Source organism: Planosporangium flavigriseum, assembly GCF_011947225.1.
GTDB lineage: Bacteria > Actinomycetota > Actinomycetes > Mycobacteriales > Micromonosporaceae > Planosporangium > Planosporangium flavigriseum.
The window spans coordinates 204,160-223,337 of the sequence record NZ_JAATVW010000001.1 but is presented as its reverse complement, the minus strand read 5'-3'; the positions used below and the strand labels follow the sequence as shown (position 1 = coordinate 223,337).

Here is a 19,178-nt window from a genome sequence, read left to right as displayed (position 1 = left end):
ATGGGCGATTCCGGCGTGGAGCGTGCAGAAGAAGTGCCAGTGTGATCGGTGGCGATTCAGGACTGACCTGTGTGGCCGATGCCAAGTATCGCGGCAGCCCGTTGGTCGAGCTTGCGGGCAAAGGTGGGCTGGCGCGGTCCGAGCGCACTGAGGCGGCGCCGTAGATTGAGGACGGCTTGATTGGCCCGGGCTGACTGTAGGCCAGTCATCGTGTCCAGTGACTTGGACCAGTTGTTGCAGGCATCGGTGAGTTGGCCGCGGGTGTACTGCACGTCTGCGAGGTTCGCCAGGGTCAGAGTCTGAATGCGGCGATGGGCTGTCCCGTCACGGGTGGCGGTCGATCGGCGGAATTGGCGTTCGGACTCTTCGAGGTCGCCAAGACCGCGAAGCGCTTGCGCGGTTTGGTTTGCCAGGGAGGGCTCACCAAAGCCCATCCGATGGATCCACACCGGTTCGGCACTCCAGTCGACCCGGTCAAGCAGGCGTTCTGCGGCCTGAAGCGTCGCGATGGTCGGTTCCTTCTGCCGTTCGGCGGCGTAGCCGCGTGCCTTGACGACCGTGAATAGGGCGGACGCACCCGGCGTGGCGCTTTTGCGCGACCACTCCAGCGCCGACTCGGCCAGCCGAAGGCATGCCTGACCATGCCCCAAGTCGACGGCCTGATGTGCCATCGCCCGGAGGATGAATCCGCCGAGCGCGCCGTCGTCGGCTTCGTTCGCCAACCGCAGTGCTCTCAGGTAATACCGCTGGGCGATACCTTGCTGGCCGGAGTCGAACGCCTTCCAGCCCACGAGATAGGTCAATTCGGCGGCGGCGCTGAACATCGCACGTCGCTCGTCGTCAGAGCCGAACGAACTCCGCAGGTACCCGGCTACGTCGTTGGTCAGGTAGGCCACGATCGCCAGCCGGGCGTGGCCGCCCCCGAACCGCTCGTCCGCCTGCGAAAACGTGGCAATCATGTGCCGGACGGCGTCGACCTCGCCGACACCGACGACGGCACCTGCGGTACGTGCCCGCTTGCCCCGCTCCGCGATTTCCTCCCAGGAGTCGAGAGGAACGGCCAGCGCGGCCAGCGAGTACAGGGCCGTCTTCGCGAAGTCGCGTCGGTCCAAGTCGGCCCTCCCTACAGTGACGAGATCGGCGACGGGGTCGCATCCCCAATCTAGATCGGGTAGCGCCGGTCCGGGATCGGCGTCCGGGCCAAGCCCGAGATCGTTAAGCGTGACCTGCCAGCTAAGGCGCCTTGTCGCCGCCTCGGCCAGGTACTGCGGCGTACGCCCGCTCGGGCGGACGCCGGAGATCCAATGCGCTACATGCGACCGGTTCACTGACTGTAAGTCGTCGCCGCTCTCCCTCGCCACGGCGCGAATCGCATGGGCGCAGGACTCGTAGGACCAGCCACATGCCTTGATGATCGCTGACAGCCGCTCGTTGCGCCGTTTCTCGGTGCGACCCATCGCCGGACCTTCCTAGGTGGAGCGTTCAACGCGTTCAACACGTCCGGTGCTACTCAAGCCTACTAAGCGGGTGCCGTCCCCGTTTCACTGCTTGTGGACGGTCATGCCACCGGAGGTGATCTAACAATGAAACCAATGAATATCTCAAGCGATGTCGGGACCTGCGCGGTTCCTGAATATCCCGCATGGCTGGGACAGGAGGTGGACGGCGCCTTCAACGCGTCGGAGCTGAGCGGACTGCAGTGCGACGTGGTAACGGCGCCGCTTGACCTGTGCTGCGGAGTCTTCGTCGAGTTGGAGCGGGCTGGCGGGCCGCTTCCGCCGATGGCGCAACTCGGCGACAGGATGTTGTTCTTGGTTCGGGTCGGCTCAGGCGCTGCAGCGCTCGCCGCCCCGTCAATGCCGGTCGACTGCGAGTCCCTCGGGATCGAGGTGACAGCAGCGGGGAGCGTGTTGGACGCAACCGACCCGGCCGCTACTGGATCTTGGGTCGTGCCGCCTTCTGCTCATGGTGCAGACCTGCCGACCGTGTCCACCGTGCTCACCGCTCTTCAGGCGGCGCGGGCAACGACCGGACGGCGGGAAGGTGCACGATGACGCATCTTCCCAACACGATCTCGGGCGTCGGTCGAAGCCTCCGTGACGACGACCTTGCCCTGATGCGACACCTGCTGGACGCGGATGGCTACGTCTACCTCACCGGCATTACCGACGGTTTCGACTACCTGGCCGAGGTTTCCCGCCTTGGCCCGCTCGCGCGTCAGTACAGCGGCGCTCTCGTCCGTGATATTCGGCCTGCACCGGACATCGGCAACGATGTCTACTCCGCCTCGAACACCCGGGAACTGACGCCGCACACAGAGTCGTACGAGTTCGAAGGAATCCCACCTCGCTACGTGGCGCTATGGTGCGTCCGACCAGCCGAGGGGCCCGGTGGTGAGACGACGCTCGCGGACGGACACCGCTTCCTGCAGCAGTTCTCGGCAGACGACCAAGACCTCATGCGCTCGCGGGTGTACGAGTGGCGGTCCAGCCCCAGCCTGGCAAGCCAGGGTGTGCGGATATCTGCCCGCCATCCGATCCTGGAACCTCACGATGACGGGCTGGTCATGCGCTACTCGAATCAGGACATCGTGCGGGTGGACGACGGACTGCTACCGCGCTACGTCGACGGTGGCCGGCAGTTCTTCGACGCGAACAAGCGCGCCATTCGGATCGAGCGCAATGCCGCGCTTATCTGGGACAACTGGCGCATGATGCATGCCCGCAACGGGTTCGGTGATCGCAGCCGGCACCTTCGCCGCGTCCTCATCGCCACGCAGTAGTGGAGACACGCGCTTTTGTTGTGGCGGTATGTGTACCGACCCGGGCCCGTTCACGACTCCCGCGCGGGCCATCGATCAACCCAACTTTTATGTCCTGCGGAGCGCAGACGTATCACGCCGAGCCATCGAGAGGAGAGCGGCATGAGCCACCTGGTCACAGTGATCCCGGCAGTGCTGCTCGGGTTCCTGGCGGGGCTGCTGTCGTTCAAGGTTAAGAGCAGATGGTGTACCGAATGCGGCACGGTCAAGAGTTGCCCCCGATGCGCCGGCTGGGCTGACCCCCTTCCTGCTCGAGGTTCGTCTGGCGGTGCTAGGGCTGACGAGCGGCTCCGAAATGCCGGCTCCCACTGGTGGGCAGGAGTGTGGCGCCGATGATCCTCGACGAGGAGAACTGATGACCCTCCTGCTACATCGACGTCGCGACGTCGAGACCAATTCCATCACTGAAGGCCGAATGCAGGTGGACCGGCCATGGGCGGTCCCGGTCGGGATCCTGGGAACGGCGGCGGAGCGGCTGACACGGCTAGCGGGCAGTCTTCCGCTATCAGACTCTGTTGACCTGGCCGTCACCGCACGCACCGTGCATGTCGACCTGCACGAGGTATTCGGCGAGGTGGCCATGGTCCTCGGCTTCTGCCCTCAGCGGGATCAGCGTCATGTGCTCGCCGATGCGGCGATGTCGGTGTTCGCGGCGTGGCTGGTTCAGGTGGGGAAGGCGGCACCGTCGACGCCGGGGGAGAGCCCCCACCGTCTTGTGTGCCGCTGGGTGGTCAATCAGCCGCTGTGGGCGGTTATGCGCGAGCTATCGGCCGCCGCCGGCGTGCAGCGGCTGCGGCGATTGGCCGGTGAGCTCGGCGCAGAGCGTTTCGAAACGTTGCTGCGTGCCGAGGTGGCCACCGGTGCGCACGTATCCGGTGGGGCGTTGGCGTTATCGGATTGCGCGCGTTCGGCGGAATCCAGGGAGGGTGGAACGAGGCAATGAGGTCGACCACGTACTACGCGATGACGGCCGACGCACAGTTGGCCGAGGCGCAGCGCCTGCTCGATGCACACGTCACGTCCAGCGCAGACGGCTGCTGCGTCGCGTGCGGGATCCCTGGTCCGTGTCCGAAGCGAGAGACCGCTGTCGTGATGTTCTCCCGGACGCTTCGCCTGCCGCGTCGCAAGCCCGGTGCCAGCCGGCCAGAGGCGATCGGGCGGCGGTCGTCGCCGTACACGTGGTTCGGCAACGAATGAGTGCTGCGACTGACGATCGCCGCGATGCACATCGTTCAAGGGCCGGCGGCCGGTTCCTTCTGCGGCAACGGTTGTAGAGCACTACCGAGCCGATGCACGTGTTCGCTGACGGCTTGGCATTGGTTGAGCCTGCACCCGCGCTCCGCACGAACCGGCGCGTGCAGTCACCCCGCACCCTTCCACAGTCCAGCCGACCCCTCCTCAACCAACTAGGAGTACGCCGTGAGCAGCCCGATGATCCGTGAGGCACCAGAAATCCGCCAGGCTGTCCGCAGCGATGCCGCCGTCGTCGCAAGCGTCGTCACCACTGCCTTCCACGACCTGGGCGTGTGACGGTGGCTGGTGCCCGACCTGTCGCCCTGCAGGCGGCGGGCTTCGTGGTGCACCAGGAAGATCCCGACAGTAACCTGTCGGAGCTGTTCTACGGCTTCGACCGAGACATGCGGGAGCTCCGCGTGCGGCGGGACGGGCGCAGCCTGGTGCTCAGCCTTGGCCGGCTCGATCGGTTGTGCAGTCCCATCGTGATGGGCATCGGCCCTGTGCTGCGCATTGATGACGTGGTGGCATCAAAGGCAGCGGCCCTCGTCAGCCGTCGAGAGGTACGCGACTACATCGACGGGGCCGCAGTACTCGGCCGCTACAGCCTGGACCAGCTGCTTGACCTCGCGCACCAGCACGATCCCAGTCTTGAGCCGGCCGACGTCATTTTGGTTGGGGCATACCTGGACCGTTTGAGTGATGAGTGCTTCCAGCGGTATGCGCTCGGTCCTTGACAGCTGGCCGCATTACGAGCCACGTTCGGTGTGTGGCCCAGGTCGGGAGGCTCAGCTTGACAGAGACATGCTGAATCCGGTCTATACCTCGGCTATGGGAGGACCCCAGGCCATCCCCGATGCGCGGCCGCGGCGCCGGGCTAACCTCTCTGGTGATGATGCCCGCTGAGAAGTACGCAGCGACGCCGCTAGGCAACGTGGTCGGCGTAGCCTGTGTTGAATGAAGTGAACGAAATCCGAGAGTTGGATCTTCAGAACCGCAGGTGAACAAGTCTGCTCCCCGCGTACGCGGGGATGGTCCCTCGTTGAACCAGGCCGGCGGGCCGGCGCTGGTCTGCTCCCCGCGTACGCGGGGATGGTCCCAGAGCGGCCAGCGCTCCACCGCCAGCCGCCCCCTGCTCCCCGCGTACGCGGGGATGGTCCCAGAGCGGCCAGCGCTCCACCGCCAGCCGCCCCCTGCTCCCCGCGTACGCGGGGATGGTCCCTGCCCCAGCTGCGACGGATCCGGTGGGCCGTCCTGCTCCCCGCGTACGCGGGGATGGTCCGGCGGTCGCCCCGGGCGACCAGGGCAGCGGCGCCTGCTCCCCGCGTACGCGGGGATGGTCCGCTTGACAGCCTCGCCGACGCGTCCTCCCGCATCTGCTCCCCGCGTACGCGGGGATGGTCCCCGTCCATGGACCGCTGGACAGTGAACGTCTGCCTGCTCCCCGCGTACGCGGGGATGGTCCCCTGGCACCCGCTAAATAACTACATAGTGCGTTCTGCTCCCCGCGTACGCGGGGATGGTCCCTACCAGCCGGCGCAGGTGCTGCCCTACATCGGCTGCTCCCCGCGTACGCGGGGATGGTCCCCAGCTGACCCCGTGCCAGGGCTGGTTGAGCTGCTGCTCCCCGCGTACGCGGGGATGGTCCTGCTTCGGCGATCTGCTGACCCACCCGGTAGCCCTGCTCCCCGCGTACGCGGGGATGGTCCACGTCGGTGGGTGTCGCGGTTACGCCGTGACCGCTGCTCCCCGCGTACGCGGGGATGGTCCCCCGGCGGCCTTGACTTTGGCCAGGTCGATGCCCTGCTCCCCGCGTACGCGGGGATGGTCCGCCGAACGGGGCGACGATCACGCCGTCGGTGTCCTGCTCCCCGCGTACGCGGGGATGGTCCGTACTGCACCGGGCCGGTACGGCCGGTGAAGCGCTGCTCCCCGCGTACGCGGGGATGGTCCAGCCCAGCAAGCGAGTACCCCGAGCCCGACACCCCTGCTCCCCGCGTACGCGGGGATGGTCCCCCGGGGGAGTGGCAGATGGAGCAACGGGCCGCCTGCTCCCCGCGTACGCGGGGATGGTCCCGCGATGCGCGCCTGCTCGGCCTTCACGCGTAGCTGCTCCCCGCGTACGCGGGGATGGTCCGGACGCCACGACGTGGCTGGTGCGAGACCACAACTGCTCCCCGCGTACGCGGGGATGGTCCCCTCGACGCGTACACGGTGCTGCCCTAGCAGGGCTGCTCCCCGCGTACGCGGGGATGGTCCCCGTCGGTAGGTGCCGGTCGCGGTTCCCTCGGTCTGCTCCCCGCGTACGCGGGGATGGTCCGGAGGCCACGATGTATCAGGTAATGGGGCCGGACTGCTCCCCGCGTACGCGGGGATGGTCCCTTGTTGGCGTCCCGCCAAACTGGAGAGCATGACTGCTCCCCGCGTACGCGGGGATGGTCCCCTGTGCACCGGTGTGGCCACCGAGATGGGTGACTGCTCCCCGCGTACGCGGGGATGGTCCGCCATGAGCCTCGAGGAAGCCGGCTACGACGTCCTGCTCCCCGCGTACGCGGGGATGGTCCCGCCTGGTAGGACACGCGCTCGCCGGGGGTGCCCTGCTCCCCGCGTACGCGGGGATGGTCCCCGGGCCGGCACGCCGAGCATCCGCAACGATTTCTGCTCCCCGCGTACGCGGGGATGGTCCGGTTGACCCATGGGCTGGACAGCTGGCGGGTGCCCTGCTCCCCGCGTACGCGGGGATGGTCCCCAGCGCGCCGTCCTGCACGCGGGCGTCCTCGGCTGCTCCCCGCGTACGCGGGGATGGTCCACGAGGTCGCCGGGCATCGGGTTGACCACCGGGCTGCTCCCCGCGTACGCGGGGATGGTCCCGAACTGGTGCGCTGGCTGATCACCGCTGGAGCCTGCTCCCCGCGTACGCGGGGATGGTCCGCTACGCATCCGGGGGCAGGTGGCAGCCAAGACCTGCTCCCCGCGTACGCGGGGATGGTCCCGTGAACCGCACGCTCTCGCCACCGTCGCCGTTCTGCTCCCCGCGTACGCGGGGATGGTCCCGGTCGGCGCGGGTGAGCACACCACCCGCGTCGCTGCTCCCCGCGTACGCGGGGATGGTCCCCGTCGGGCTACGGGCGGGTACCCGGCGCCGGGCTGCTCCCCGCGTACGCGGGGATGGTCCTCGATCACGGGTCCGCCGCCGAACGGATCAGGCCTGCTCCCCGCGTACGCGGGGATGGTCCCAGGGCCGCGTCCACGAACTCATGGCCCCCGCCCTGCTCCCCGCGTACGCGGGGATGGTCCCTCCAACGGCGGGTCGCGCGCGTTGGGCGAGGCCTGCTCCCCGCGTACGCGGGGATGGTCCTCGCCGGGGCCGGTGACCCATGGTCCAGAAGAACTGCTCCCCGCGTACGCGGGGATGGTCCCTGTTGGTGGTGCTGATGGTGTGGGTCGCGCCCCTGCTCCCCGCGTACGCGGGGATGGTCCCGACACGGCGCTGCGTCACTCCGCGGTCTGGGCCTGCTCCCCGCGTACGCGGGGATGGTCCCTACGCCCCGAACTTGCCGACCGAACGTCAAGACTGCTCCCCGCGTACGCGGGGATAACGGTCGGAGACACCCTGCTCCCCGCGTACGCGGGGATGGTCCCGGTCACACGGTGATCGAGTGCCGCGGCGGTACCTGCTCCCCGCGTACGCGGGGATGGTCCTGAGTCGATCGGCCTGCTCAACCCGTCCAAAGGCTGCTCCCCGCGTACGCGGGGATGGTCCGGTCGTGTGCCGCTTCAGCCGGCCGCGGGCGTCCTGCTCCCCGCGTACGCGGGGATGGTCCCTGCTGGCTACCGAGACACGGCTGCCCGTAGGCCTGCTCCCCGCGTACGCGGGGATGGTCCCTACATCTATCACGGGCCGGACTGGGACCAAGGCTGCTCCCCGCGTACGCGGGGATGGTCCCGGGGTCATCTTCCACAAGTTCGGCACCGACGACTGCTCCCCGCGTACGCGGGGATGGTCCGCGCAAGCGGGGCGTCCGGGAGCTGGTCAACGCACTGCTCCCCGCGTACGCGGGGATGGTCCCCCGGTCTGGCCTCCGGGTCGGCGCAGCTCACCCTGCTCCCCGCGTACGCGGGGATGGTCCCGCCCTGACGTGCTGCAAACGGTGACCGGGAAGCTGCTCCCCGCGTACGCGGGGATGGTCCCGACGCCGGGAACACCGCCATGCCCCGCTCGTCCTGCTCCCCGCGTACGCGGGGATGGTCCCTCCGCGCCCCGCTCCGCCCCGCGTCGGCCGACCTGCTCCCCGCGTACGCGGGGATGGTCCACCAGACTCACGCTCGCGACGACCACCAAGCCACTGCTCCCCGCGTACGCGGGGATGGTCCCGTCACCGCTGCGACGAGAACGGTTGCACCGAGCTGCTCCCCGCGTACGCGGGGATGGTCCCGTGTCGGTGCGCACGGCCAGGACCTCGTTGACCTGCTCCCCGCGTACGCGGGGATGGTCCCGACCTGGTCGGATGGGCCGGTGGCCTACCCGGCTGCTCCCCGCGTACGCGGGGATGGTCCTCAGGGTCGACACGAACAGCGAAGTCGTGTCGGCTGCTCCCCGCGTACGCGGGGATGGTCCCTCTCGGCTGATGCCCGATCCGTTGGTTACGGCCTGCTCCCCGCGTACGCGGGGATGGTCCCTCGACCACGTCGATGTCGTGGCAGCCGAGCCCTGCTCCCCGCGTACGCGGGGATGGTCCCAGCGGCGACGGCGACGGACGACCGGGCGAACCCTGCTCCCCGCGTACGCGGGGATGGTCCGGTGTCCCGGATCGCCGACACGATCCCGGTGACCTGCTCCCCGCGTACGCGGGGGTGGTCCGGCGTACCGGAGCGCGGCGAAAGCGGCCAGCTCCTGCTCCCCGCGTACGCGGGGAGGGTCCCTTACGAGGCTCTCTACCGGGCTCGGGATCGTCCTGCTCCCGCGTACGCGGGGATGGTCCACGGCCGCCGACATTCGGAATCGAGTAGGCCACCTGCTCCCCGCCTACGCGGGGGTGATCCCGCCGACCAGCCCAAGACCGACGAGCAGCGGCACTGCTCCCCGCGTACCCGGGTCCCAGGCGCCGCGGGTCCATGATGAGAGGCAATGCGCAGTCCCAGCCTGTGCAGACGGCGGTGGTGAACAAGGGCTGCCGGATGCTGGCGCCGGGGCTGCTGATCACCGAGGCGCCGATGGGGGAGAGCAAGGCCGCCTGGCGGCGGTCGAAGTGTTCGCTGCCCGTGGCAGGGTAGGCGGTTGTTGCATTGCGTCGCCGACGCATGCGGCCAGTAACGTGATGTTCCGACGGCCCTAATCTGGCCGGGGCGGTTGCCGGTGCCGGATACCGATTGTGGTGCCCGCGATGTGGGTTTGGCTTATGGCAGGGCTCGCCCGAATGCGGACTGCGCGCGGTTGTGCCAGCACGCTTTGCCCAGCTTCACAACACCATCGTTAAGTCCAGCGCTGGGCGCTCCAGGGCGTGCGATGGTTCCTCGTGGAGTAGTTCGATCAGGAAGAGACGGTGAGGGTACCTGCGGTGAGTCCGTCGCGTATCTCGCGGGCGAGGGCGGTGCCCATCGCGGTGGCCTCGTCAAGTCCGGCGCGGAATTCGGCGAGCCGACGGAAGGCTTGTCCGTACGTCTGCTGCTGGTCCAGCGGCAGAACAGGGATGGTGAGGCGCTTGATATCTATACGCAGAGTGCCATTGGTGGAGCTGGACGTCCGACCTGCAACGCGCAGGTTGTCCGAGTAGGAGAGGACACCGGCGACGAACCATGGGTCGAACCGGACCGGGTCGACGCGTACGAGTTGCACGTTGGGCTCTAGCTCGGTGCCGATCTGCTCGGGGGTGGCCACCCGGGCGACGATCTCGCGGCCCATGACCGGGATGAGGATGTCGTTGGCGCGTACGCGTGGTACGGGATCGTCGTCTCCGGCGCGAGTGGTCGTGCCGGTCACTGATCCGCTGGGGAGGTCGGAGGAGGCCGGCACGGCCCCGCTGGCCATCGCTCTGTTCGCATGAGTACGGGAGACCGTGCGCTGCACGGACATGCTGCCCGCCCGGATCAAGTCGGCCAGGCTGGCCTGCGGTGCCGTGCTCAGTGCTGCCGTCGTCCCCTTCTGCACTCTGGGTAGGCCGCGCCGTACCTCGTCGATGAGTCGGTCGAAGTCGCTGATCCTGACGATGGTCTGGGCCGGATCGGCGGCGAGCGTGCCAGCTTGCGGCAGGTAGCGCTGCGGCGTTAAGTCGACCTGGTCGTTGAGCACGTCGATGGCGGATATGGAGCGGTGGATGCCGGATGCTTCACCGTCCTTACCGGACAGATAGACACGCCATGCGTTCCCAACGACGTCGGCGAGCGTGCTGGTTTCTGATGCGGTGGTATCGGCGAACAGCAGACGGCCAGCGGGCGGCTGCTGTGGATCGGGCTGGGTGAGTACCCAGATGTGCAGCCCGATGCCGGTTGGCGGCATCAGACCGGCGGGCAGGGCGATGACCGCACGCAGCGCGCCGCGGCGCACCAGTTCGGCGCGGATGCGGCGGCCCGCCGGGCGCAGCGCGGCGGCCGGGGGCATGAGCACAACGGCGGTGCCGCCGGGGGAGAGGTGGGCCAGGGCGTGCTGCACCCAGGCGAGCTCGGGCTCGGTACGCGGGGGCAGGCCGTAGGTCCAGCGCGGGTCGTACGCGAGCTGGTCGTGGCCCCAGTCGTGGATGCCGAACGGGAAGTTCGCCACGACGACATCGGCCCGCAGATCGGGGAACGCGTCGGCAAGGAGGCTGTCGCCGACGTGGATGATCGGCGGTTCCGCCGTCAAACCGGCGCGCTGGGCGCGGCGGTGCACGAACCACAGGCGCAGCAGGGTGATCAGCGCGTACTGCGGCTTGATCTCCTGTGCGTAGCAGTGTGTTGCCACGCCATTGTGCAGCGCCCGGTCAGCAGCCATGCGCAGGATCGACCCGGTGCCGCAGGTGAAGTCGAACGTGCTCGCGCCGGAGCCCGCGAGGGCCAGCATCACCTCGGCGACGTTGTCGGGAGTGCCGGCGAGGCCGGACATCGAGTGCGCTGAGATTACGTACTGACTGTGTAGGTACTCGAAGGCGTCCTCCGGGTCCTGCTCCTGACTGAGCTGGTCGACCATGCCCAGCACAGTGGTGAGCTGTGGCGTCCACTGCGCCGGCAGCACACCGCCGACCAGGTCGGCCAAGCGGCGGTCGAGCGCGCGCAGCCGAGTGACCAGTTGTTTCGGGGTAAGCAGGGCGTTGCTCCGGGCGACGGGCTGATCGGAGCGGACGAGCAGGTAGGCGCCGGAGATGGCGAGGGCGTCTCCGATCTGCGCTGCGGGCTGGTAGCTCTCGATGTGTCGCCATGCCCACTGCTCGATGCCGACCTGGTGCAGCTTGCCCTGTCGGCGTAGCCACTGCTCCACTTCGCGCGCGTCGAACAATGGGCTGGTTGGCGTTCCGCCGACCGGCGCGGGGAAGTCAGCGTACCGACGACGCCAGTTGCTCACAGCCGCCCTGCCGACGTTGGCCAGTTGCGCGATCCCGCTGGCAGTCAGGGTGGCGTCCCCGATCGCTGCACTCCGCTCCGTTGTCACACGTGAACGTTAGCACGCGTCGATATATTGTGAACTCGATACACAAGCCTTAGTCTTCACGTAAACCCGGTTCACAAGGAAGCTTGAGGGGGCCCATGCCACGCCGCGGGCACAGTACGACCATCGGGAAGATCGCCAAGGTCTGTCACGACCGCCGAGTCTCGGAGATTCGCGTTCTGGGTGAGCTACTGCGCCGCGAGCAGTGTGCCGTGTCGACTGTGATACCGGCTGCGCCCGACATGCGGCCGGGATCATTGGCCCGCTGACCGCATCCGTCCCATAGCGACGATCGAAGGAGGACCATGAATACCGTTGTTCGCACCTGCGTTGCCGTCCACCTCGGCCGCACCCTTTCCGCCGATTGCGTATCTGCTCGCAGGCACGCGGCGGTACGGCTTTCGTGTCCGTGACGCCCTCGCGCCAGCAGCGTATGCACGGGTGCGCCTCGGCCCGGTGCTAGGCGTCGCCATCGCAGACGCTTACATGGCCGCACCGGCCAGGGACGAGCGGGCCTTTCCCGCGTACGCCGCGTTCTGCCGCGAGACGGTGCGGCAGTACCACTTTCTGGTGGGCCGGGTCGAGTTCGGCGGGCTCGGCGTGGCGGTGCGGGTCGTCGACGAGGATCCGTACCCCGACGTGGAGTCGATGGTCGATGATGTGCGGCAACGCCGGTTGAAAGTGTGGGCCAGCGCAGCGACCGGCAATCCGCATCCATACCTCAGCGACGGCGAGAACGACATGTTCCGCGCGGTTCACGATGTGTTCGGGCACGCGGCCAGCGGTCGTGGCTTCGATCCGCATGGCGAGGAGGCGGCCTGGTTGAAACACAGCATGATGTACTCGCCGCAGGCGCGCCGAGCCCTGACTACGGAGACGCGCGGGCAGAACTGCGTGCAGACCTTCCACTACGGGGGCAGCCGGTTTCCGGAGCAGAAGGCCGTGCTGTTGCCGCGGTCGTTCACTGACCCGCGTTCGGTGTGCATCGAGGGTGGCTCAGTGTGATGAGGCACCTTTCTCGCTCAGTCGCGCGATCTCCTGGCGCAGTTCCAGCACTGCTGGGTGCTCCGGCCCGTCCGCCCGGATCCGGTCGTGCAGCAGCTGGTTGAGTTGGCGCAGCGCCCGGTCGTGTTCGCCGAGCGGCAGGTGGGCGCGAGCAGCGCGCAGCCGGCAGTCGAACACCAGCGGATGGGTGTCGCCGTGCTGTCGCGCGTGATGCTCCGCGAGGCGCCGCCATAGTCGAGCGGCGGCACGGAACTTGCCGTCGGCAACCAGCTGCTCCGCCTGCTCCGAAGCCTGGTCCACGTCGAGGTCCGGCCGCCGAGGTGGGGGATCCGGCGCCGCGTTGTCGTTGGACGGCCGCGGCGCCTGTCCGACTATCGCGGCGTACGCCCGCACCGTGTCGCCGCCCTCGTCGACCACCCCGGGGATCGGTGGCAGGTCCTGGGCGAGCGGGGCGAGCGTCGCATACACCTCAGTGGCGCTGGCAGGCCGGTTCTCCGGGCGGATCGCCAGCAGTGCGTGGACCAGTTGGTCGAGCGCGCTCGGGATCTCCGGACGCAGCAGGGCGGGGCGCGGCGGGGGATCGGCCAGTTGGTGGTGCAACGTGGTCGCGGTGGTGTCACCGTCGAATGGTGGATGGCCGGTGAGTAGGTCGAACAGCGTGCCGCCCAGCCCGTAGAGGTCGGTGCGGTGATCGGTGGGTTCGCCGAGGATCTGCTCCGGCGCCATGTAGCCGATAGTGCCGAGGCTCTGTCCGGTCTGGGTGATCCGCGAGTAGCGGTCGTCGTCGCGAATGACGGCCAGCCCGAAATCCAACACCTTCACCGCGCCACTCGCGTCCAGCATGACGTTGCTCGGCTTGATGTCGCGGTGCACCAGGCCGATCCGCCGGGCGGCGACCAGCACGCTGCTGATCTGTGCACCGATGGCGGCCACCCAGGCGATCGACAGTGGGCCTTGCTCTGCGATCAGATCTGCCAGGTTGATCCCGTCGACCTTCTGGAGGACGAGGTAGGGGCGGCCGTCGTGCTCGTCGAGATCGTAGACCGCCGGTACGCCGGGGTGATCCAGTCGGGCGGTCAGCAGTGCCTCGCGCCGAAACCGTCGCATCAGCTCCGCGTCCACCATGGAGCCGTTGACGAATTTGACGATGACGGCGCGGTCGAGGTGCTTGTCCTGCGCTGTCCAGACCTCGCCCATCCCGTTGTGCGCCAAAGGTAGCCGGCCTATCGCGTACCGGCCTTTGAGGAGCGCGTCCGCCAACACGAGGCCAGCCTAGTCGGACGCCGGGCGGCACGGGCCTTTCCGGACAGTCGAGCCACTGGGTCCCGCGTTGGTGAATGGAGCGTTCGAAAATTTCCTTGCAAACAGCGTTCACAATATGTTGGAATGCTCATCGATACGAGGGAGTGGGCCTCGGCCGAGTGGCCTTCGATGCTTGCGCGATTAGAGCTGTTTCACTCATGGCGGGGCTCGCTATGGTGCACTCTTCGCGTCCTCGGTCGGGCCAGGGTGCTGACGATGGGGAAGGGGATGATGTGGCCGAGCTGGCCATCGATCGTGGTTTTCTTCCTGCCTATGCCAGGTTGCAGCGCCCAGTGCAGCGTGCTGTCGACGCCGCGATCGGCAAGTTCGCCGAGCACACCCATGCGGGCCTGCACCTGGAGAAGCTGGCCAGCGCCCGCGATCCGCACATCCGCACCATCCGCATTGACCAGTTCCATCGAGGGGTTGTGCTTGCCCTCGGCGAGCAGCGATACGCCCTGCTCAACGTTCTGCCGCACGATGACGCCATCGCCTTCGCGGTGAGCCGGCGGTTCACTGTCAACCAGGCCCTCGGCGTGCTGGAGGTACGTGACCAGGTCGGTATCGAGGAGTTCGCACGCGTCACGCAGGCAGCACCGGCCACCACTGGGCTGTTCGACAAGTCCTCCACCGCCGACCTGGTGCGGCTCGGCGTGGACAGGGACCTGGTGCCGCTACTGCGGCTGATCAGCACCGACGAGCAGTTGGAGAGCCTGGGCGGCCGGTTGCCTGAGGTTCAACTCGATGTCCTGCGCGGGCTGGCCAGCGGGTTGACCGTAGAGGAGGTCTGGCAGGAGCTGGCCGAGCGGATCGTGTCCGGTGTGGACACCGACGACTTGCTGGCGGCGGCGCGCCGCACGCCGGAGCGGATCGCGTTCGTCTCGGGCCCGGTGGAGCTGGCCGCCATCCTCGCCCACCCGTTCGACCTCTGGCGCACCTTCCTGCACCCGACCCAGCGCGACGTCGCCTACCGGGCGGTCTACAACGGTCCCGCGCTGGTCACCGGCAGCGCCGGGACCGGCAAGACGGTCACCGGCCTGCACCGGGCGGTGTTCCTCGCCGGGCGGCTGCCGGACGACGGCTCAAAGGTACTGCTCACGACCTACACCCGTGCACTCGCCGATGCGCTCAGCAAGCAGCTGTACCGGCTCACCGGCGACCCGAAGGTGAGGTCGCGCATCGACGTGATCAGCGTCGACAAGCTGGCGTACGAGATTGTCACGCGTGGCGGCCGGAAGGTCACCATTGCCGACGACGACATCATGGACCGGCTGTGGGAGGCGGCCGCGAAGACCGGGCCGACATACCTGAACCGGGCCGGCCAGGTCACCACGCTCAGCGGTGCCTTCCTCCAGCGGGAGTGGGAGCAGGTGGTGCTGGCGCAGCAGCTGACCAGCGTCGAGGCGTACCGGGACGCCCCGCGCAAGGGCCGCGGCGAAGGGCTCCGCGGGGCCCAGCGCGAACAGGTGTGGGTCGCGATCGAGGGGGTCGTCAACCAGCTGGCCAAGCAGCGCCGGCGCACCCACACCCAGCTCGCCGACGAGGCAGCCGAGATCGCGCGACGCTCTCCCGCCCCGTACCAACATGTGATCGTGGACGAGGGACAGGACCTGCACCCGGCGCAGTGGCGGCTGCTGCGCGCGCTTGTCGCACCCGGGCCGAATGACATGTTCCTGCTGGCCGACCCGTACCAGCGCATCTACGACAGCCACGTGTCGCTGGCCCAGCTCGGCATTCATGTGCGGGGCCGGACCCGCCGGCTCACCGTCAACTACCGCACCACCCACGAGATCCTGGACCTGTCGGTGAAGGTGCTGGCCGGTGATGCCGCCGTCGGGCTGGACGACGAGGCCGACACGCTGCGCGGCTACCGTTCGGTTACTCGCGGCGGCGCCCCGGTGGTGGCCGCGCACACCAGCAGAGACAACGAGTTTGAGGCCCTGATCGAGCGTGTGGGCACCTGGCTGGAACAGGGCGTCGAGCCGCACGCGATCGGTGTCGCCGCTCGCACCGGGCAGCTGGTAATGGCTGTCACGGCGGCGTTAACCGACGCCTACATCCCCGTCGCCGACGACCGGCGCGGTATCGACGGGGTACGGGTCGCCACCATGCATCGCATGAAGGGGCTGGAATTTCAGTGCCTCGCGGTCGTCGGGCTGGACGCTGGCGTACTGCCCGCGCCCAACGCGGTGACGTCGGCGGCCGAGGACCCGCACGCCCACCGGCAGGATCTGCAGCGCGAGCGCTGCCTGCTGTTCGTCGCCCTCACCCGTGCCCGCGACGTGCTCTACCTGTCGCACAGCGGCACGCCCAGCACCCTGTTGCCGGCGTCGCCATGAGTACCCGCCTCGTGGCCGACGGGCCGACGCTGGGCGACGCGGCGCGGTCGGTCTGGGGCAAGACCGACCGCAAGGGCACGTCGCCGGTGGGCTGGCTGCCGCTGTGGCGGCACCTGGCCGACTCCGTCGATGTGGCCGGGCGGCTGTGGGACCACTGGCTGAGCCCGGCGGTGCGCCGGCGTATCGCCGACGAGCTGCCCGGTGGTGACGCCGACGGCCGTACGCTGGCGATCTGGCTGGCCGGAGTGCACGACATCGGCAAGGCCACCCCTGCCTTCGCGATCCAGGCGTACGTGCTGGCGGAGCGGATGCGTGACCACGGGCTGGCATTCGACCGCGAGCTGATTCGGGCCGACCGGCGCTATGCCCCGCACGCTACCGCCGGCCACGTCATCCTCGCTCAGTGGCTGCAGGAACAGGGCTGGGTTGATCCGCACCCGTACGCAGTGGTCGTCGGCGGGCACCACGGCGCTCCACCGACCGACGAGAGCCTCCGGGATGTGCAGATCCGCCCCTACCTGCTTGGCGACGAGGCGTGGCAGCAGGTCCAGCTGGAACTGTTGACCTGGATGACCGAGCGATCCGGTGCCGGTGACCGGCTCGCCGCGTGGAGCGGTGCGCCGCTGTCGCAACCGGCGCAGGCGGCTCTCACCGGCCTGGTGATCATGGCCGACTGGATCGCTAGCAACGAGGAGTTCTTCCCGTACACGCTGGATAGTACGGACGCCGATCGGCTCAGCGTCGGCTGGGAGTTGGTCGACCTGCCCGTACCCTGGCTGCCGGCCGGGCCGCCGGAAAGCGTGGACGAGCTGTTCGCGGCGCGATTCGAGCTCCCCGCCGGCGCGGCGCCACGCCCGGTGCAGCGTGCCGTCGCGGAGCTTGCCGCCACCATGCTCGCGCCTGGGATGATGATCGTCGAAGCGGCGATGGGGGAAGGCAAGACCGAGGCGGCCCTGGCGGCTGTGGAGATCCTCGCCCGCCGTACCGCAGCGTCCGGCTGCTATCTCGCGCTGCCCACCCGGGCCACCAGCGACGCCATGTTCGGCCGGATGCTGCCCTGGCTGCGCCGGCTACCCGACGCGCAGGTCGGCCGGGGCGACCGCGACGTGCGGCTGGCGCACGGCAAGGCGGCGCTCAACCCCGAGTACGACCGGCTGCGGGCCACGTCGCTGCCGAGTGGCATCGCCGAGGACGCGGGCGGCGCCGACATCGGCGTACACGCGTGGCTGGCCGGGCCGAAGCGGACGCTATTGTCGAGCTTCGTCGTGGGCACCATCGACCAGCTGTTGTTCGCGGCGCTGCGCGGAAAGCACCTGGTGCTGCGCCACCTCGGGCTCGCAGGCAAGGTCGTCGTCATCGACGAGGCACACGCCTACGACGTCTACATGGGACGGTTCCTGGACCGGGCGCTGGAGTGGCTCGGCGCCTACGGGGTGCCGGTGGTCCTGCTCTCGGCTACGCTACCCGCGTACCGCCGGGCCGAACTGATGGACGCGTACGACAACGGCCGCCTCGGTCCTCCACCCCCGCGCACCTGGCGTGACCGGGGCAAACCGACGGTCGACCCGTACGCCTCACTCCGGAGTGACCTGCGGTACCCACTGGTCACCGTGTCCGGCGCCGAACGCAGCGCCACCGCGATCAGCTGCGCCGACTCCGGCCGTGGCGTCGAGGTGCGGTTGCGGCGCCTGGACGACGAACTGCCGGCGTTGGTGGAGCTGTTACGCGACCAGTTGGCCGACGGTGGCTGCGCGCTGGTGGTCCGCAACACCGTGGCGCGGGTGCAGGAGACGGCGGCCACGCTGCGGGCAGCGCTCGGGCCGGACATTCCGGTGTCGGTGGCGCACTCCCGGTTCATGGCGGTCGACCGAGCCGCGAAGGACACCTGGCTCCGGGAGACATTCGGGCCTCCCGGCAGCGCCAACCGTCCACACCGGCACGTCGTGGTGGCAAGCCAGGTCGCCGAGCAGTCCCTCGACATCGACTTCGATCTGCTCGTCACCGACCTCGCCCCCGTCGACCTGGTACTGCAGCGCATCGGCCGGCTGCACCGGCACCTTCGCAGCGACCGCCCGACCCGGCTCGCGACGCCGACCTGCTGGATCACCGGAGCTGACTGGACCGAGGAGCCCCCGCACCCGGTCTCCGGCTCCCGACGCGTCTACCAGCCGTCCATGCTGCTGCGCAGCGCCGCCGTGCTGCTGCCGCACCTGACCGGCACACCACTGCGGCTGCCTGCCGACATCGCGCCGCTCACTCAGTCCGCCTACGGCAGTGCAGCGGTCGGCCCCACGTCGTGGCAGCCGGCGATGGCCGAGGGGGAGGCGCGGCAGCGCGACGAGTTCGCCGCCAAGGAACTGAAGGCCGACGGCTTCCGGCTGGCCGGCGTGGCCGAACCCGGCGTGCCGCTGATCGGCTGGCTGTCCGGCGGCGTCGGCAACGCCGACGACCGTGCCGCGCTGGGCCACGTCCGCGACACCGACGCCGAATCGCTCGAGGTCCTCTTGCTGGTACGGACGCCGGATGGCCTGGTTCTACCCCCATGGATCGACGGGGGTGGGGTAGCCGTACCGACCGGCAGCGTCCCACGCTGGCCGCTGCCCCGGCAGATCGCCCGCTGCACCCTGCCGCTGCCGCGGATGATGACCGCCTCCGACGTGATCGACGATGTCATCGCCGAGTTGGAGCGGCGCACCGATGTCAGCGCCTGGCAGGACAGCCACTGGCTCACCGGCGAACTCGTGCTCGACCTCGACGACGACGGGCGTGCCACGGTGGCCGGTTTCGACCTGCACTACGACCAGGACGATGGGCTACGCGTCACCCGCGCGGCCGCCTGAGTCCTCAATCGCAAAGGAGG

Annotated in this window: 11 protein-coding genes and 2 CRISPR repeat arrays; of the genes, 8 read left to right on the top strand and 3 right to left on the bottom strand. The window is 68.9% G+C overall.

The window, feature by feature from the left end; translation table 11 throughout:
* Nucleotides 1–56: 56 nt before the first annotated feature.
* The gene (locus HC028_RS00905) at nucleotides 57–1,457 is read right to left on the bottom strand and encodes an NsdA family TPR-like regulatory protein (protein ID WP_168071781.1); all 1,401 of its coding nucleotides are present in this window, start codon (nucleotides 1,455–1,457) and stop codon (nucleotides 57–59) included.
* 593 nt (nucleotides 1,458–2,050) lie between these two features.
* Here HC028_RS00905 and HC028_RS00900 point away from each other — a divergent pair.
* From HC028_RS00900 to HC028_RS00880, 5 genes are all read left to right on the top strand, one after another.
* Nucleotides 2,051–2,782: a TauD/TfdA family dioxygenase gene (locus HC028_RS00900; protein WP_168071780.1), complete on the top strand. Its 732-nt coding sequence runs from the start codon at nucleotides 2,051–2,053 to the stop codon at nucleotides 2,780–2,782.
* Nucleotides 2,783–3,176: 394 nt separating this feature from the next.
* Nucleotides 3,177–3,764 carry a hypothetical protein gene (locus tag HC028_RS00895; protein ID WP_168071779.1) on the top strand — a complete coding sequence of 196 codons (588 nt, stop codon included), beginning with the start codon at nucleotides 3,177–3,179 and terminating at the stop codon, nucleotides 3,762–3,764.
* Nucleotides 3,761–4,018, top strand: a complete 258-nt coding sequence (locus tag HC028_RS00890; protein WP_239075519.1) for a hypothetical protein — start codon at nucleotides 3,761–3,763, stop codon at nucleotides 4,016–4,018. The genes HC028_RS00895 and HC028_RS00890 overlap by 4 nt, the downstream gene beginning before the upstream one ends.
* 329 nt (nucleotides 4,019–4,347) lie before the next feature.
* On the top strand, nucleotides 4,348–4,791 hold the full coding sequence (locus tag HC028_RS00885) for a hypothetical protein (RefSeq protein WP_168071778.1): 444 nt from the start codon (nucleotides 4,348–4,350) through the stop codon (nucleotides 4,789–4,791).
* Nucleotides 4,792–5,064: 273 nt separating this feature from the next.
* Nucleotides 5,065–7,595: a CRISPR direct-repeat array (repeat unit 28 nt; unit sequence CTGCTCCCCGCGTACGCGGGGATGGTCC).
* Nucleotides 7,596–7,666: 71 nt separating this feature from the next.
* Nucleotides 7,667–9,097: direct repeats of the CRISPR family, unit length 28 nt; unit sequence CTGCTCCCCGCGTACGCGGGGATGGTCC.
* 72 nt (nucleotides 9,098–9,169) lie between these two features.
* Nucleotides 9,170–9,328, top strand: a complete 159-nt coding sequence (locus HC028_RS00880; RefSeq protein WP_168071777.1) for a hypothetical protein — start codon at nucleotides 9,170–9,172, stop codon at nucleotides 9,326–9,328.
* 256 nt (nucleotides 9,329–9,584) lie between these two features.
* Here the strand turns inward: HC028_RS00880 and HC028_RS00875 are convergent, their stop codons facing one another.
* Entirely contained in the window at nucleotides 9,585–11,675 is a 2,091-nt protein-coding gene (locus HC028_RS00875; protein ID WP_168071776.1) for an N-6 DNA methylase, read from the bottom strand.
* 312 nt (nucleotides 11,676–11,987) lie between these two features.
* On the opposite strand from HC028_RS00875, the gene HC028_RS00870 reads away from it, so the two are divergent.
* Complete coding sequence (locus tag HC028_RS00870) at nucleotides 11,988–12,677, top strand: hypothetical protein (protein ID WP_239075518.1); 690 nt, start codon at nucleotides 11,988–11,990, stop codon at nucleotides 12,675–12,677.
* On the opposite strand, the gene HC028_RS00865 is transcribed toward HC028_RS00870, so the two are convergent.
* Nucleotides 12,669–13,940 (bottom strand): serine/threonine-protein kinase, encoded by a 1,272-nt coding sequence (locus HC028_RS00865; protein ID WP_239075517.1) that lies wholly within the window; start codon nucleotides 13,938–13,940, stop codon nucleotides 12,669–12,671. The two genes, HC028_RS00870 and HC028_RS00865, sit on opposite strands and share 9 nt — an antisense overlap.
* Before the next feature lie 332 nt (nucleotides 13,941–14,272).
* Between HC028_RS00865 and HC028_RS00860 the strand changes: the two genes are divergently transcribed.
* A complete protein-coding gene (locus tag HC028_RS00860) occupies nucleotides 14,273–16,318 on the top strand; it encodes a UvrD-helicase domain-containing protein (RefSeq protein ID WP_203981357.1) in 2,046 nt (681 codons plus the stop codon).
* The gene (gene cas3, locus HC028_RS00855) at nucleotides 16,315–19,158 is read left to right on the top strand and encodes a CRISPR-associated helicase Cas3' (protein ID WP_205860905.1); all 2,844 of its coding nucleotides are present in this window, start codon (nucleotides 16,315–16,317) and stop codon (nucleotides 19,156–19,158) included. The genes HC028_RS00860 and cas3 overlap by 4 nt, the downstream gene beginning before the upstream one ends.
* Nucleotides 19,159–19,178: the final 20 nt, after the last annotated feature.

Coding starts and splice junctions, on each gene's coding strand:
- HC028_RS00905 (WP_168071781.1), bottom strand. CDS start 1,457: ATGGGTCGCACCGAGAAACGGCGCAACGAGCGGCTGTCAGCGATCATC.
- HC028_RS00900 (WP_168071780.1), top strand. CDS start 2,051: ATGACGCATCTTCCCAACACGATCTCGGGCGTCGGTCGAAGCCTCCGT.
- HC028_RS00895 (WP_168071779.1), top strand. CDS start 3,177: ATGACCCTCCTGCTACATCGACGTCGCGACGTCGAGACCAATTCCATC.
- HC028_RS00890 (WP_239075519.1), top strand. CDS start 3,761: ATGAGGTCGACCACGTACTACGCGATGACGGCCGACGCACAGTTGGCC.
- HC028_RS00880 (WP_168071777.1), top strand. CDS start 9,170: ATGATGAGAGGCAATGCGCAGTCCCAGCCTGTGCAGACGGCGGTGGTG.
- cas3 (WP_205860905.1), top strand. CDS start 16,315: ATGAGTACCCGCCTCGTGGCCGACGGGCCGACGCTGGGCGACGCGGCG.